General features: G+C 67.4%; 11 protein-coding genes. 2 read left to right on the top strand and 9 right to left on the bottom strand.

Translation table 11 applies throughout. The annotated features are described in order from the left end of the window. Positions 1 to 62: 62 nt before the first annotated feature. From FE811_RS04965 to FE811_RS04950, 4 genes are read right to left on the bottom strand one after another with little or no spacing between them, the layout of a single operon-like run. Positions 63 to 920 carry a sugar phosphate isomerase/epimerase gene (locus FE811_RS04965; protein ID WP_140846925.1) on the bottom strand — a complete coding sequence of 286 codons (858 nt, stop codon included), beginning with the start codon at positions 918 to 920 and terminating at the stop codon, positions 63 to 65. 2 nt (positions 921 to 922) lie between these two features. Further along, the gene (locus FE811_RS04960; RefSeq protein ID WP_140846923.1) at positions 923 to 2,071 is read right to left on the bottom strand and encodes a dihydrodipicolinate synthase family protein; all 1,149 of its coding nucleotides are present in this window, start codon (positions 2,069 to 2,071) and stop codon (positions 923 to 925) included. An 11-nt stretch (positions 2,072 to 2,082) separates the two neighbouring features. Next, positions 2,083 to 2,850: a 3-ketoacyl-ACP reductase gene (locus FE811_RS04955; protein ID WP_036750642.1), complete on the bottom strand. Its 768-nt coding sequence runs from the start codon at positions 2,848 to 2,850 to the stop codon at positions 2,083 to 2,085. Continuing rightward, a complete protein-coding gene (locus FE811_RS04950) occupies positions 2,847 to 3,989 on the bottom strand; it encodes an acyl-CoA dehydrogenase family protein (RefSeq protein WP_140846921.1) in 1,143 nt (380 codons plus the stop codon). Before FE811_RS04950 ends, FE811_RS04955 begins: the two co-directional genes overlap by 4 nt. A 144-nt stretch (positions 3,990 to 4,133) precedes the next feature. Between FE811_RS04950 and FE811_RS04945 the strand changes: the two genes are divergently transcribed. Next, positions 4,134 to 5,150 carry an aldo/keto reductase gene (locus tag FE811_RS04945; protein WP_140846919.1) on the top strand — a complete coding sequence of 339 codons (1,017 nt, stop codon included), beginning with the start codon at positions 4,134 to 4,136 and terminating at the stop codon, positions 5,148 to 5,150. Between the two features lie 36 nt (positions 5,151 to 5,186). On the opposite strand, the gene FE811_RS04940 is transcribed toward FE811_RS04945, so the two are convergent. From FE811_RS04940 to FE811_RS04930, 3 genes are read right to left on the bottom strand one after another with little or no spacing between them, the layout of a single operon-like run. Further along, complete coding sequence (locus FE811_RS04940) at positions 5,187 to 6,446, bottom strand: glycerate kinase (RefSeq protein WP_140846916.1); 1,260 nt, start codon at positions 6,444 to 6,446, stop codon at positions 5,187 to 5,189. Continuing rightward, complete coding sequence (locus tag FE811_RS04935; protein ID WP_140846914.1) at positions 6,443 to 7,243, bottom strand: enoyl-CoA hydratase/isomerase family protein; 801 nt, start codon at positions 7,241 to 7,243, stop codon at positions 6,443 to 6,445. Before FE811_RS04935 ends, FE811_RS04940 begins: the two co-directional genes overlap by 4 nt. Further along, the gene (locus FE811_RS04930) at positions 7,240 to 8,811 is read right to left on the bottom strand and encodes an acyl CoA:acetate/3-ketoacid CoA transferase (protein WP_140846912.1); all 1,572 of its coding nucleotides are present in this window, start codon (positions 8,809 to 8,811) and stop codon (positions 7,240 to 7,242) included. The genes FE811_RS04935 and FE811_RS04930 overlap by 4 nt, the downstream gene beginning before the upstream one ends. A 126-nt stretch (positions 8,812 to 8,937) precedes the next feature. On the opposite strand from FE811_RS04930, the gene FE811_RS04925 reads away from it, so the two are divergent. Continuing rightward, a complete protein-coding gene (locus FE811_RS04925) occupies positions 8,938 to 9,756 on the top strand; it encodes an aldo/keto reductase (protein ID WP_140846910.1) in 819 nt (272 codons plus the stop codon). A gap of 38 nt (positions 9,757 to 9,794) precedes the next feature. Here FE811_RS04925 and FE811_RS04920 read toward each other — a convergent pair whose 3' ends face one another. Further along, positions 9,795 to 11,396 carry a GMC family oxidoreductase gene (locus FE811_RS04920; RefSeq protein WP_140846908.1) on the bottom strand — a complete coding sequence of 534 codons (1,602 nt, stop codon included), beginning with the start codon at positions 11,394 to 11,396 and terminating at the stop codon, positions 9,795 to 9,797. Between the two features lie 12 nt (positions 11,397 to 11,408). Continuing rightward, complete coding sequence (locus FE811_RS04915; protein ID WP_140846906.1) at positions 11,409 to 12,905, bottom strand: aldehyde dehydrogenase family protein; 1,497 nt, start codon at positions 12,903 to 12,905, stop codon at positions 11,409 to 11,411. Between the last annotated feature and the right edge of the window lie 6 nt (positions 12,906 to 12,911).

Here is a 12,911-nt window from a genome sequence, read left to right as displayed (position 1 = left end):
GTTGTAGTCGATCACGCGCTTCACGGGCACGAGAAGTTTCATGGTTTTTCCTCCTGGAACAATCAACAGACGGATCGGAAGCGCGTGACGATGGTATCGAGCACTTCGGCTGGATCGCGCTTCCACCAGTTGCCTGCCGAAAAGATCTCGACCTCGCAGAGGCCCTGGTAGCCGGCCGCTTCGACCGCGGAACGGATGGCTTTCAGATCGGCAACGCCGTCACCCATCATGCCGCGATCCAGCAGCACATCCGAGGTATCGGCCAGCCAGTCGCAAAGGTGGTAGCCGAGGATGCGCTTTCCGGCGCGGGCCAGTTGCCGTGGCAGGTCAGTGTCCCACCAGACATGGTAGACATCGACCGCCACGCCGACATTGGGCGCGTCAAGCGCGTCGCAAATATCCAGGGCGTCGCGCAGCGTCGTCAGGCAGGAGCGGTTGCCGCCATAGACGGGATTCAGCGGCTCAAGCGCCAGGCGCACGTCTCGTTCTGCGGCGTAAGGGGCAGCCTCGGCCACGCGGTCGGCGACGAGGCGCAGACTTTCGGCAACGCCGCGCGTGCCCGGCTCGACCCCTCCGGTCACGATGGTCAGGACCGGCGCGCCAAGCTCTGCCGCCATGTCGATCGAGGCGTGGAAATCATCCATCACCGCCTGCCTGCCCCGTGGCGCCAGGGGTCCGACGAGGAACGGGGCCCGGCACAGCCCGGCCACCGTCAGCCCGGCGGCGCGGGCATGGGCGGCAATCCCTGCGGCGCGGGATCCGATCTCGCGCCGCCAGAAGACGATGCCGCCATAGCCGCGCTCGGCGCAGGCGTCGATGGTGCGTTCGGGCGACCAGCCGGCGCCTGCCCCCTCGACATTATGGCCAAGCGTGGCGGTGTTCAGGGCCAATGCGGACATGTCGCGGCTGAAATCGCGCATTCCTATGCCCCGTGAACTGCCAGCAGCGCTTTCATTCGACGCACCGCCAGTTCCGGGTCTCGCAGCAACCCGCAGGCGTCCGACCGGCGGAAGACTTCGGTGAAATAGGGCAAGGGCCGCATCGCCTGATGGCCGTTCAGCATGATGAAATGATCCTGGAAACCGTTCAGCCAGGCCAGGAAGACCACGCCGGTCTTGTAGTATTGCGTCGGGGCGCGAAAGATCGTGCGGGCCAGCGGCACGGTCGGGTCCAGGGCGGCGCGGAAACCTGCCCTGTCCCCTTCGGCCAGCCGGTTGACGGCATAGGCGGCGGCGGGGGCCAGCGGGTCGAAGATCCCCAGCAAGGCATGGCTGAAGCCTTGGTCGTCGCCCTCGATCAGTTCGGGATAGTTGAAATCGTCCCCGGTATACATCTTCACGCCCGCGGGCAGGCGGCGACGCAAGGTGATCTCCTTGTCCTTGTCCAAGAGCGACATCTTGATGCCGTCAACCCTGGCGAGGTTCTGCTCGATCACCACCAGCACGGTCTCCAGCGTGGCGTCGAAATCCGAACCGCCCCAATAGCCGGCCAGGGCGGGGTCGAACATCTCGCCCAGCCAGTGCAGGATCACCGGCTGGTCGCAGGCCGACAGCACCTGTGCGTAGACATGCAGGTAATCTTCGGGGCGCGTCGCGACGCGGGCCAGGGCGCGGCTGGCCATCAGCACGATGCGGCCGCCGACGGCCTGGATCGCCTCGACCTGTTCCAGATAGGCGCGGATGACGTCGTCCAGCGTGCGGGCGTCCGACGGGTCCAGGTGATCGGTGCCGCAGCCGTTGCCGACCAGCGCCTCGGGCAGTTCCGCCTTGGTCCGGCGGATCAGTTCCAGCGCGCCGGGCCAGTCGAGGCCCATGCCGCGCTGCGCCGTATCCATTGCCTCGGCGATGCCAAGGCCGAGGCCCGCCAGGTAGCGGCGGAACGCCATCGTCCTGTCCCAATCCACCGCCGCGCGCCCCGAGGGATCGCTGGCGGTGAAGGGATCGGCCACCACATGGGCGGCGGAATAGACGATGCGGGCCGGATTCGCGGGCAGCACGGCCTGCGCGATGGGGGTGCCGGTCAGCGTGTAGTCGGCCAGGCGGCCTTGCGTATCGGGAAGTGCGATCTTCATGGCGGCACCTTTCAGAAGCGCGGAACCAGCATCCCGGCGTCGGCCGAGATCGCCTGTCCGGTGGTATAGGGAAGCCGGCCCGAGGCCAGCGATGCGATGATGGCGCCCATGTCGGCGGGCTGGCCCACGCGGGGAAACAGCGTCAAGCCCTGCTCGGCGCGCTGGCGATAGGCGTCGATCACGGGGGCGGTCATCTCGGTCGCGATCAGGCCGGGCTGCACATCGTAGACGGCGATGTTTTCGGGGCCCAGCCGCACCGCCAGCGCCTTGGACACCATCGCGGCGGCGGCTTTCGAGGCGCAATATTCCGAGCGCTGCACCGCCACCGCCACCGCGTTCGAGGAGGTGACGTTGACGATGGCATGGAACAGCGCCTCGGGGCGTTTCCGCGCCAGCAGGCGACGGGCGAAGGCTTGCGACAGGAAGAACATCGCCTTGCTGTTGACGGCCAGGCAGCGGTCCCAGCTCGCCTCGCTGACCTCAAGCAGGTCGCCGCGTTGCATGACGCCCACACCCGCGTTGTTGACCAGCGTGGTCAGGGGGCCGAGCGCGTCCTCGATCCGGGCAAGCGCCGCGTCATGGCCGGCGATGCCGGTCACGTCGAAAGGCGCGGCGACGACCGGCACGCCAAGCGCGGCGATGCGGGCCACAGCGGCCTGCAATTCGGCATCGTCGGCGGGGCCGTTCACGGCGATGGCGAAACCTTCGCGCGCCAGCGCCTCGGCCGCGGCCAGGCCGATCCCGCGCGAGGAGCCGGTGACAAGGGCGGCCTGTCTCATGCCTGCGCGCCCTTCTTCAGCAGTTCGCGGGCGATGATCATGCGCTGGATCTGGTTCGTGCCCTCGTAGATCTGGGTGATCTTGGCGTCGCGATACAGCCGCTCGACCTCGAAGCCGCGGATATAGCCCGAGCCGCCGAAGACCTGCACCGCATCCGCCGTGCGCGCCACCGCCATGTCGCCGGCAAAGCATTTCGCCATCGAGCAGGCCTTGGTGGCGTCCTGGCCGTTGTCGATCCTGGACGCCGCCGAGTGGACCAGCAGGCGCGCGGCCTCGATGTCCTTGGCCATGTCGGCCAGAAGCCATTGCACGCCCTGGAACTCGACGATCTGCTTGCCGAACTGCTTGCGCGTCCCGGCATAGTCCAGCGCGGCCTCGAGCCCCGCCTGGCCGATGCCCACGGCCAGCGCGGCGATGCCGACCCGGCCCTTGTCCAGCACGCTCATCATCATGTGGAAGCCGCGCCCCGGCTCGCCCAGCATGGCATCGGCGCCAAGCCGCACGTCGGTAAAGGTCAGCGCCCCGACCTGGCTGGCGCGCTGGCCCATCTTGTGTTCCTTGGGGCCGCGCTCGACCCCGGCCGCGTGCAGATCGACGACAAAGATCGACATGCCGCGATTGCCGGCATCCTTGTCGGTGCGGGCCAGGACGAAGCCCAGGTCGGCGACGGGCGCGTTGTGGATCCAGATCTTGCCGCCGTTCAGCACCCAGCCGTCGCCGTCGCGCCGCGCCGTGGTGCGAATGCCGGAAACGTCGGTCCCCGCCTCGGGCTCGGTGATGCAATAGGCGACCTTGCGGCGCATCGCCAGGATCTCGGGCAGCAGCTTGCGCTGCGCATCCGTGCCGTGACGCACCAGAAGCGTCGAGATCAGCTCCAGCAGACCGCACTGGTCGGCCACGCTGGCATAGCCGCGCGACAGCTCTTCCATCACCACGGCATAGGTCAGCGTGTCGAAGCCGGGCCCGCCCATGCCTTCCGGCACGCCGATGCCGAACAGGCCCAGCTTGGCCATCTCGTCATAGATCTCGGCCGGGAAACGCTCGTCGCGGTCCAGCGCCTCGGCTGCAGGCCGGATGACCTCATCAGCGAAGGCGCGGGCCATGTCTCGCACCTGCAGCTGGGTCTCGGTCAAATACATCTGCGAATCCCCCCTCGGATATGTAACTATCTGGTTACTTTATTTTCGCCGGCGCCAAGGCGTCAACCTCAAAATCGCGGCCCTTGCCGGGGATCGCGAAATGTGGCAGTTAATAACCATATGGTTACTTATGGGAGGACATGGATGAAACCCTCGGATATGCGCAAGTTCGGCCGCACCGACCTCGAGGTGACTGGTTTCGCCTTCGGCACCGCCCCGGTGGGGAACATATTCCGCGAGATCGACGACCAGACCTCGCGCGCGATGTTCGATCACGCCTGGGATGCCGGCGTGCGCTATTTCGATACTGCGCCGATGTATGGCCACGGCCTGTCGGAACTGCGCACCTCCGAGGCGCTGCGCTGGCGAAACCGCGACGATTTCGTGCTGTCCTCGAAGGTCGGCCGCCTGCTGCGCCCGGCCCGGCGCGACAGCATCGACTTTGCGCCCTGGGTGAATGCGGCGCCCTTCACGATGGAGTTCGACTACAGCTACGACGGCACGATGCGCGCCTTCGAGGACAGCCTGCAGCGGCTGGCGCTGGAACGCATCGACATCCTCTTCATCCACGACATCGACGTCTATACCCGCGGCAGCGAGCAGCCCGAGGTTTTCCGCAAGGCCATGGACGGATGCTACAAGGCGCTGGCCCGGCTGCGCGACGAGAAGATGGTCAAGGCCATCGGCGTCGGCGTGAACGAATGGCAGGTCTGCCACGAGGCGCTGAAGCAGCGCGACTTCGACTGCTTCCTGCTGGCCGGCCGCTATACGCTGCTTGAACAGGACGCCCTGGACGAGTTCCTGCCGCTTTGCGAGGAACGCGGCGCGGCCGTGGTCGTGGGCGGCGGCTTCAACTCGGGCATTCTGGCGACGGGTGCCAAGCCGGGCGCGAAATACAACTACGCCCCCGCCCCGGCCGAAATCATGGACCGGGTGGCGAAGATCGAGGCGGTCTGCGCCGAATACGACGTCCCGCTGCCCGCCGCGGCGCTGCAATTCGTGGTGGCACATCCGGCGGTGCCGTCCTTCTGCGCCGGCACGCGGACCGTCCGGCAGTTGGAGCAGAACCTCGCCTGGATGGATCACCCGATCCCGGCCGAGTTCTGGCAGGCCTTGAAGGACAAGGGCCTGCTGCGCGGGGATGCGCCGGTCCCGGCCTGAGCTTGCCGGCGCCGGTTATCGCCACCGGCAGCGCCTTTACCGGATCAGGATGGCCCGGAAATCGTTGACATTGGTGCCGGTCGGACCGGGCACGAACAGATCGCCCAGGGCGGCGAAGGCGGACCAGGCATCATTCCCCGCCAGCATCGCCGCGGGGTCAAGGCCCAGGGCGCGCAGCCGCGCCATGCTGCCGCCATCGGCGAAGGCGCCTGCGTTATCCTCGGACCCGTCGATGCCATCGGTATCGGCGGCCAGCGCCGCGATGGGCAGGCCCTCGATTCCCAAGGCGAGCGCCAGCAGGAACTCGCTGTTTCGCCCGCCGCGCCCCCGGCCTCGCAGGGTCACGGTCGTCTCGCCGCCCGACAGGATCACCACGGGGCGCGCGAAAGGCCGGCTTCGGGTCGCCACCTCGCGCGCGATGGCAGCATGAACGCGGGCCACGTCGCGCGCTTCGCCCTCGATCGCGTCCGACAGGATCACCGCCGGAACCCCCGCCGCCGCGGCCCGCGCGGCAGCCGCTTCAAGCGACAGCCGTGCCGATGCCACCACGCGCACCTCATGCCCCTTGAAACAGGAATCGGCGGGATCCGGCGGCAGGCCATCCTGACCCGCGAACCACTCCGCCAGCCGCGGCGGCAGCGCGATCCGCCACGCCTCGATCATGCGCCGCGCTTCCTCGCGGGTGGCCCCGTCCGGCACCGTCGGACCCGAGGCGACCTGCGCCGGATCGTCGCCCGGCACGTCAGAGACGACCAGCGACACCACCCGCGCCGGATGCGCCGCGAGCGCCAGCCTGCCGCCCTTGATGCGCGAGACCTGCTTGCGGATCGCATTCATCACCGAGATCGGCGCACCGCTGGCCAGCAGGATGCGATTCAGCTCGATCTCGTCCTCCAGCGTCAGCCCCTCGGGTGGCGCCGGCAGCAGCGCCGAGCCGCCGCCGCAGACCAGCGCCACGACCAGATCGTCCTTGCTCAGCCCGCGGACGGCCTGGAACAAGGCCTCGGTTGCCGCAAGCCCGGCCTGATCGGGAACAGGATGCGCGGCCTCGATCACGCGGATATTGCGGGTATCGCAGCCATAGCCGTAGCGCGTGACCACCACGCCCTCGACCGGCGCGTCCCACAGGCGCTCGAACGCCGCCGCCAGTTGCGCCGCACCCTTGCCGGCGCCGACCACGACCGTGCGGCCCCTGGGACGATCCGGCAGATGCGCGGCCAGCGCGGTTTCGGGATCGGCAGCAGCCACCGCCGCGTCGAAAAGCCCGGCCAGAAAATCGCGATCCTCGGCTTTCATTCCATCTCCCCCTCTCGACCCGTCGCTCCGAACCTTGCAGAGCGCTTTTCGCGGAACGCCGCAAGCCCTTCCCGCAGATCGCCGGATGCGGCGGCGACGCTGCCGGCCAGCGCCTCGAGCACGCGCTCGCGTTCCTCGCCCTCGGCGGCGTTGACCAGCATCTTGGTGATTTCCGTTGCGCGCGGGGCGCGGGCAATCACCCGCGCGGCCAGCGCCTCGGCGGCAGCCATGCCAGCGCCCGTCGGGACGACCTGATCGACCAGCCCGAGACGCTGCGCTTCCTCGGCGCCGAAAACCTCGCCGAACAGCGCCATCCGACGCACCGCACCGGCACCGAATCGACGCACCGCGCGTTGCGTTCCCGACCAGCCGGGGATGATGCCAAGCGAGGTTTCGGGCAAGCCGAGCCGCACATGCGTCTCGGCCAGGCGGTAGTCGGCGCAGGCCGCCAGCTCCAGCCCACCGCCAAGGCAATGCCCGTTCAGCACCGCGATCACCGGCTGCACCAGGCGGGCCAGCGCGTCGAAGGCGGCATGGCCGTCGCGCAGCCAGCGGCGACCGAAATCGTCGGGCGACAATTGCGACCAGGCGGCAATATCGCCGCCCGCGCAGAACGAGCGCCCGCCCTCGCCCGTCAGGATCACCACCCGTGCATCGGATCGCTCGATCCGCTGGCAAAGGGGCAACAATCCGTCCACCATTTCGGCGTCCAGGGCGTTCAGCTTGTCCGGGCGGCGGATGGCCAGCCGCGCGATGCCCGCCCCCATCCGCAGGTCCAGGCGCGGATCTTCGCTCACAGCACCAGGCCCATCGGCGCGTCCCGAAACAGCGCTGCATCCATTTCCTTCAGGTCATCCGCCACACGCAAGGGCGTTGCGGCCTGGTCCAGCACGTCCCGTTGCAGGTCGACGCCAGGCGCAATCTCGGCCACCGTCAGCCCTTCGGGCAACAGGCGCAACACGCAGCGCTCGGTGACATAGATGACCTGCTGCCCCTGCGCCACCGCGCGACGGCCCGAGAAGCTGACCTGATCGACCTTGGGCACGATCTTGGCAACCTTGCCCTCGCGGTCGATGACCAGCCTGCCACCCTCAAGCCGCATCTTCGCCCCGGCATTGAAATTGCCCGAAAAGACGATCCGCTTCGCCCGCGCCGTGATGTCCACGAACCCGCCCGCCCCCGCCGTCCGATGCGGCGTCGCGGCAAGGCGGCTGACGTTGACCGAGCCTTCGGCGTCGATTTCCAGGAAGGACAGCAGGGAACAGTCGAAACCGCCCGCCTGGAAATAGCAGAACTGATGCGGCGAAGCGACGAAAGCCTCGGCATTGCTGGCGCAGCCGAACTTGAAATCCAGCAGCGGCACGCCGCCGACCGCGCCCTGCTCGATGACCCAAGTCACCGCGCCATGCAGGCCCTCCTCGATCAGGATGCGCGGCACATTGGCCGAGATGCCAAAGCCGATATTCACCGCCCATCCCGATCGCAGCTCTTGCGCGACGCGCCTGGCAATGATCTTGCCGGGATTGAAATCCGCCGCGCGGAAACTGGACAGCGGCCGGAAGACCTCGCCCGAGATGGCCGGATCGTGCGGCGTCGCGGTGGTCTGCAACTGATCGGGCGCCTCGACGATCACATCGACCAGGATGCCCGGCACCTTCACGTCATGCGGCTTCAGCGTGCCCTGCGCGGCGACACGCCGGACCTGCGCAATGACGATGCCGCCGCAGTTATGCGCGGCCAGCGCCATTTCCATCGCGCCGAGCGTGGCGCCCTCGTCCTCGAAGGTCAGGTTGCCGTTCTCGTCCGCCGTGGTCGCGCGGATCAGCGCCACATCGGGTCGCAGCGCGGGGAAATACAGCCAGTCCTCGCCCTCGAAGGCCACGCGCTTGACGATGGGCGCGGCGCGGGCGGTGGCGTTCATCGCGCAGCCTTCCAGCGCAGGATCGGCAAAGGTCTCCATGCCGACCTTGGTCAGCACGCCGGGCCGCTGCGCCGCCCCCTCGCGCAGCATGTCGAAGACGATGCCCGAGGGCACGTTATAGGCCGCAACCTCCTCGGCCAGGATGCGCTGCCAGATCTTCGGCGGCTCGGCATTGGACGGCCCCGAGGGATAGGAACCGCCGATGATCCGCGCGATCATGCCGGGATGGGCGATATGGTCGACGCCGGGGGTGCCGAACATGTCCCCGGCAGCGATCGGATGGATGGTCGTCAGGCCGCGCGGGGCACCTTCCTGCGCAAAGCGCTCGCCCAGGGCCGCCAGGACATGATCGGGGCACAGCAATCCCGAGGACGAATTCACCGCGATCATCGCGCCGTCGCGGACCAGTTCTGCCGCCTGATGGGCGGTGCGGATCTTGGACATTGCGCTCCTCCTTCGCAATTGCATCTTAAGTAACTAACTGGTTATCTATATATCTGTGATCCGCCCCTCCCGGCAAGAGGAAAACCGGGATCGGCGCGACGCAGGAACATGATGAGGAGGATCGCGATGAACATTCTGCTGCAACCCGGATTCCTGCAGGGATTCGGCACGTTTCCCTTAAAGGGTGGCGCTCTGCGTGACGCGATCCATACGGCGGTCCAGGCGGGATACCGGACCTTTGACACCGCGCAGGGTTATGAGAACGAAGCGGACACCGGCGCCGCCCTGGCCGAGACCGGGATCGCGCGCGACCGGTTTTGCATCATCACCAAGGTCAGGCCCGAGAATTTCAGCGAATCGCGCTTTTTGCCTTCGGTCGAGTCCAGCCTGCGTGCCTTGCGAATCGACTGGATCGATGTGCTGCTTCTGCATTGGCCGCCGGCCGGAGGCGACATCACGCCGTCGCTGAACCTGCTGCAAAAGGCATATGAGGCTGGATTGGCCAGCCATATCGGCGTCTCGAACTATACCGCCGCAATGATGCGCCAGGCGCGGGCGGTGGTCGATGTGCCGCTGGTCACGAACCAGGTCGAATTCCACCCATTGCTGGATCAGTCGCGCCTGCTGGAGGCGGCCAGGGAAACCGGCATTCCGCTCTCGTCATACTGTTCTCTCGCGCGGGGCGAGGTCTTCAAATACCCGTTGCTCGGGGAAATCGGCGGGACGCATGGGAAATCCGCCGCTCAGGTTGTCTTGCGCTGGATCCTGCAAAAGGGCCTCAGCATGAACACCATGTCCACCAACCCGGAGAATATCCGGGCCAATCTGGAGATCATGGATTTCACGCTCTCGGCGGACGAGATGGCCCGGATCGACGACTTGAAAAGCGCGCATTACCGCATCGTGGACCGCGACCGGGTGCCCTACGCCCCCAGTTGGGACTGATGCGCAAGGGCGCGGCAACGACCGCGCCCGGCAAAGCCTCAGCGATTGCCCCGGATTATGTCGGATGCCTTCTCGGCGATCATGATCGTCGGTGCATTGGTGTTCGAGCCGACCAGCGAGGGCATGACCGAGCTGTCGCAGATCCTTAGCCCGTCCAGCCCGTGAACGCGCAGCTGCGGATCGACCACCGCCATCTCGTCGCGCCCCATCTTGCAGGTGCAGGTCGGATGGTATGAGGTGCGGCCGTATTGGCGGGCATAGGCCTCGTAATCCGCCTGCGTGCGCACGTTCGCATCGGGAAAGCGCAATTCGCGGATATATTTCCCCAGCGAATGCTGGCCGAAGATCTCGCGGCTGATCCTTATCCCCTCGGTCGAGATGCGCAGATCCTCGGGTTCGGCCAGGAAGTTCGGATCGACCACCGGATTGTCGCGCGGATCGGAGGACCGCAGCGTCACCGTGCCCCGCGATTTCGGCCGCAGGGTATAGCTGTTCAGCGTGATCCCCGAACATCCTTTCGGCACCGAGGGCACGCCCGCCTCGGCCCCCGCGCCGGCCAGGAAATGGAATTGCAGGTCAGGGCAAGGCGCGTCGCGGTCGGCATACCAGAAGGCCCCGCCCTCGACCACGTTCGAAGTCACCGGCCCCGAATTGAACAGCAGGTATTGCAGCCCGGCCCAGACCATCCAATGCGGCTTTCCGTAGCGGTCGAGGCTTTCATGGCCCTTCAACTCGGCCACGATGTCGATACCGAAATGGTCCTGAAGGTTCCGGCCCACGCCGGGCAAGTCCTGCACCACCTCGATGCCGTGGCTGCGCAGGTGATCGGCGGGGCCGACCCCCGACAGCATCAACAGCTTGGGCGAGCCGATGGCGCCCGAGGTCACGATCACCTCACGCTCGGCCAGCGCCACCACCGGCGCGCCACCCCTGCCGGCGACATATTCGACACCCACCGCCCGGCTGCCCTCGAAGACCAGCCGCAGCACCAGCGCGCCGGTCAGCACCGTCAGGTTCGGCCGCGACAGCACCGGGCGCAGATAGCCCACGGCCGCGGAACAGCGCCGGTTGTTGCGGATCGTCGTCTGATAGATGCCCGCGCCTTCCTGCATCGGCCCATTGAAATCGGGATTATAGGGGATGCCGGCCTCCTGGCAGCTTTGCACGAAGGCGCGGCTGAGGAGATTGGGGCTGGGCAGGTTCGACACCCCCAGCGGGCCCTCGGTGCCGTGCCATTCGCCCGACAGGATCGTGTTCCCTTCCGAGCGGCGGAAGTAGCGGCGCACCTCGTCCGCGCCCCAACCCTCGGCACCCTCCTCGACCCAGCGGTCGTAATCGGACGGGTGGCCGCGGGTGAAGATCTCGGCATTGATCGAGGAGCCGCCACCCAGGACGCGGGCCTGGGCATAAGGGATCTCGCGGTTGTTGGCATGGCGCTGCGGCGCGGTCACCAGCCCCCAGGTCAGCGGCCCGGTGGTCATCTTGGCGAATCCCACCGGCATGTGGATCAGCGGGTTGCTGTCCTTGCCCCCGGCCTCGATCAGGCAGACCCGCGCCTGGCTGTCCTCGGACAGCCGCGCGGCCAGCACGCAGCCGGCCGAACCGCCGCCGATGATGACGTAGTCGTAACCCTGCGCCATTACGCCGCCCCCTTACTTGATCCAATGCGCGCGCTTGCCGATCTCGACATGGACCGACTTGATCTGGGTATATTCCTCGACGCCATAGATGCCAGCCTCGCGGCCCCAGCCGGATTGCCGGAAGCCGCCCAGCGGCATTTCCGGCCCGCCCGCCATGATCGTGTTGACCCAGAACCGGCCCGCACGAACGCGCCGCGTCACGGTCAGCGCCTTGTCCAGATCCTTCGTCCACAGCGAGGCCGCCAACCCGTAGACGGTATCGTTGGCGATGGCGATGGCCTCGTCCACGGTCTCGAAGCGGAACGAGGACAGGACCGGGCCGAAGATCTCGTCCCGCGCGATGGCCATGTCCCGGCGCACGCCCGAGAACAGCGTCGGCGCGATGAAGCGGCCCGCGCCGATTTCCAGCACCTCGCCGCCGGCCAGAAGGCGCGCCCCTTCCTGCCGGCCCTTGTCGATATAGCCCAGGATCGTCCGGTTCTGCGCCTCGGTGGTGATGGCGCCCACCTGGGTCGCATCATCCAGCGGGTCGCCGATGCGGATGCGGCGCATCTTCTCGACCAGCAGGCGCTCGAACTCGTCGGCCACCGACGCCTCGACGACCAGCCGGCTGGAAGAAACGCAGCATTGCCCGGTGTTGAAGCTGATGCCGAAGGCCGCCGCGTCGGCGGCATCCTCAAGGTCGCTGTCGGCAAAGACGATGATCGGGTTCTTGCCGCCCAGTTCCAGCCCCAGCTTCTTGAAATTGCTGTCGGCCGCGGCGTGGACGCAGGACCGCCCCACCCCGGTCGAGCCGGTAAAGGACAGCATGTCGATGTCGGGATGTTCGGCCATCGCCTGCCCCACGGTGCCACCGGGTCCGGTGACGGCGTTGTAGACGCCCTTCGGCAAGCCGGCCTCGGCCAGGATCTCCGCAAGGATCAGCGTGGTTGCGCTGGTCACTTCGGAAGGCTTCACCACCATCGTGCAGCCCGAGGCGAGGATGAAGGGCACCCGCTCGCACAGGATCAGGAAGGGAAAGTTCCAGGGCGTGATCAGCCCGACCACGCCGATCGGCTCGCGCAGGACCATGCCGAACAGCCCGTCGCCCAGCGAGTTGAAGCTGTCGCCATGCAGCAGCCGGGCGGCGCCGGCGGCGGTCTCGAAACAGGCGATGCAGCCTTCGACCTCGGCCCGCGCCTGGCTGATCGGCTTGCCGTTTTCCAGCACCTCCCAATAGGCGACCTCGTCGCGGCGGCGGCGCAGGATTTCGGCCGCGCGCAGCAACACGCCCGCACGCTCGCCGCCCGAGATGCCGGCCCAGCTGCGATCCTCGAAGGCGCGACGCGCGGCGGCAACGGCATCGTCCAGGTCGCCCGTGGTGCAGCGCGCCACCCGCGTCACCGGCACGCCATGCGCGGGCGAGCACTGTTCGGCCAATTCGCGGCCCTGCCGCCATTCGCCGTCGATGAAAAAGCCGAATTCGCGCGGCGACTCCGGAAGGGAAAGGGTGCGGGCGATCTGGTCCATCGTGTC

It is taken from the genome of Paracoccus sp. FO-3, from assembly GCF_006386455.1.
In the GTDB taxonomy this organism is placed as follows: domain Bacteria; phylum Pseudomonadota; class Alphaproteobacteria; order Rhodobacterales; family Rhodobacteraceae; genus Paracoccus; species Paracoccus versutus.
The sequence above is the reverse complement of the archived record's forward strand: the minus strand, read 5'-3'. Positions and strand labels throughout refer to the sequence as shown.

Bases quoted from the DNA above. Each gene is read 5' to 3' on its own strand.
- FE811_RS04965 (WP_140846925.1), bottom strand. From the start codon at position 920: ATGCGCGATTTCAGCCGCGACATGTCCGCATTGGCCCTGAACACCGCC.
- FE811_RS04960 (WP_140846923.1), bottom strand. From the start codon at position 2,071: ATGAAGATCGCACTTCCCGATACGCAAGGCCGCCTGGCCGACTACACG.
- FE811_RS04955 (WP_036750642.1), bottom strand. From the start codon at position 2,850: ATGAGACAGGCCGCCCTTGTCACCGGCTCCTCGCGCGGGATCGGCCTG.
- FE811_RS04950 (WP_140846921.1), bottom strand. From the start codon at position 3,989: ATGTATTTGACCGAGACCCAGCTGCAGGTGCGAGACATGGCCCGCGCC.
- FE811_RS04945 (WP_140846919.1), top strand. From the start codon at position 4,134: ATGAAACCCTCGGATATGCGCAAGTTCGGCCGCACCGACCTCGAGGTG.
- FE811_RS04940 (WP_140846916.1), bottom strand. From the start codon at position 6,446: ATGAAAGCCGAGGATCGCGATTTTCTGGCCGGGCTTTTCGACGCGGCG.
- FE811_RS04930 (WP_140846912.1), bottom strand. From the start codon at position 8,811: ATGTCCAAGATCCGCACCGCCCATCAGGCGGCAGAACTGGTCCGCGAC.
- FE811_RS04925 (WP_140846910.1), top strand. From the start codon at position 8,938: ATGAACATTCTGCTGCAACCCGGATTCCTGCAGGGATTCGGCACGTTT.
- FE811_RS04920 (WP_140846908.1), bottom strand. From the start codon at position 11,396: ATGGCGCAGGGTTACGACTACGTCATCATCGGCGGCGGTTCGGCCGGC.
- FE811_RS04915 (WP_140846906.1), bottom strand. From the start codon at position 12,905: ATGGACCAGATCGCCCGCACCCTTTCCCTTCCGGAGTCGCCGCGCGAA.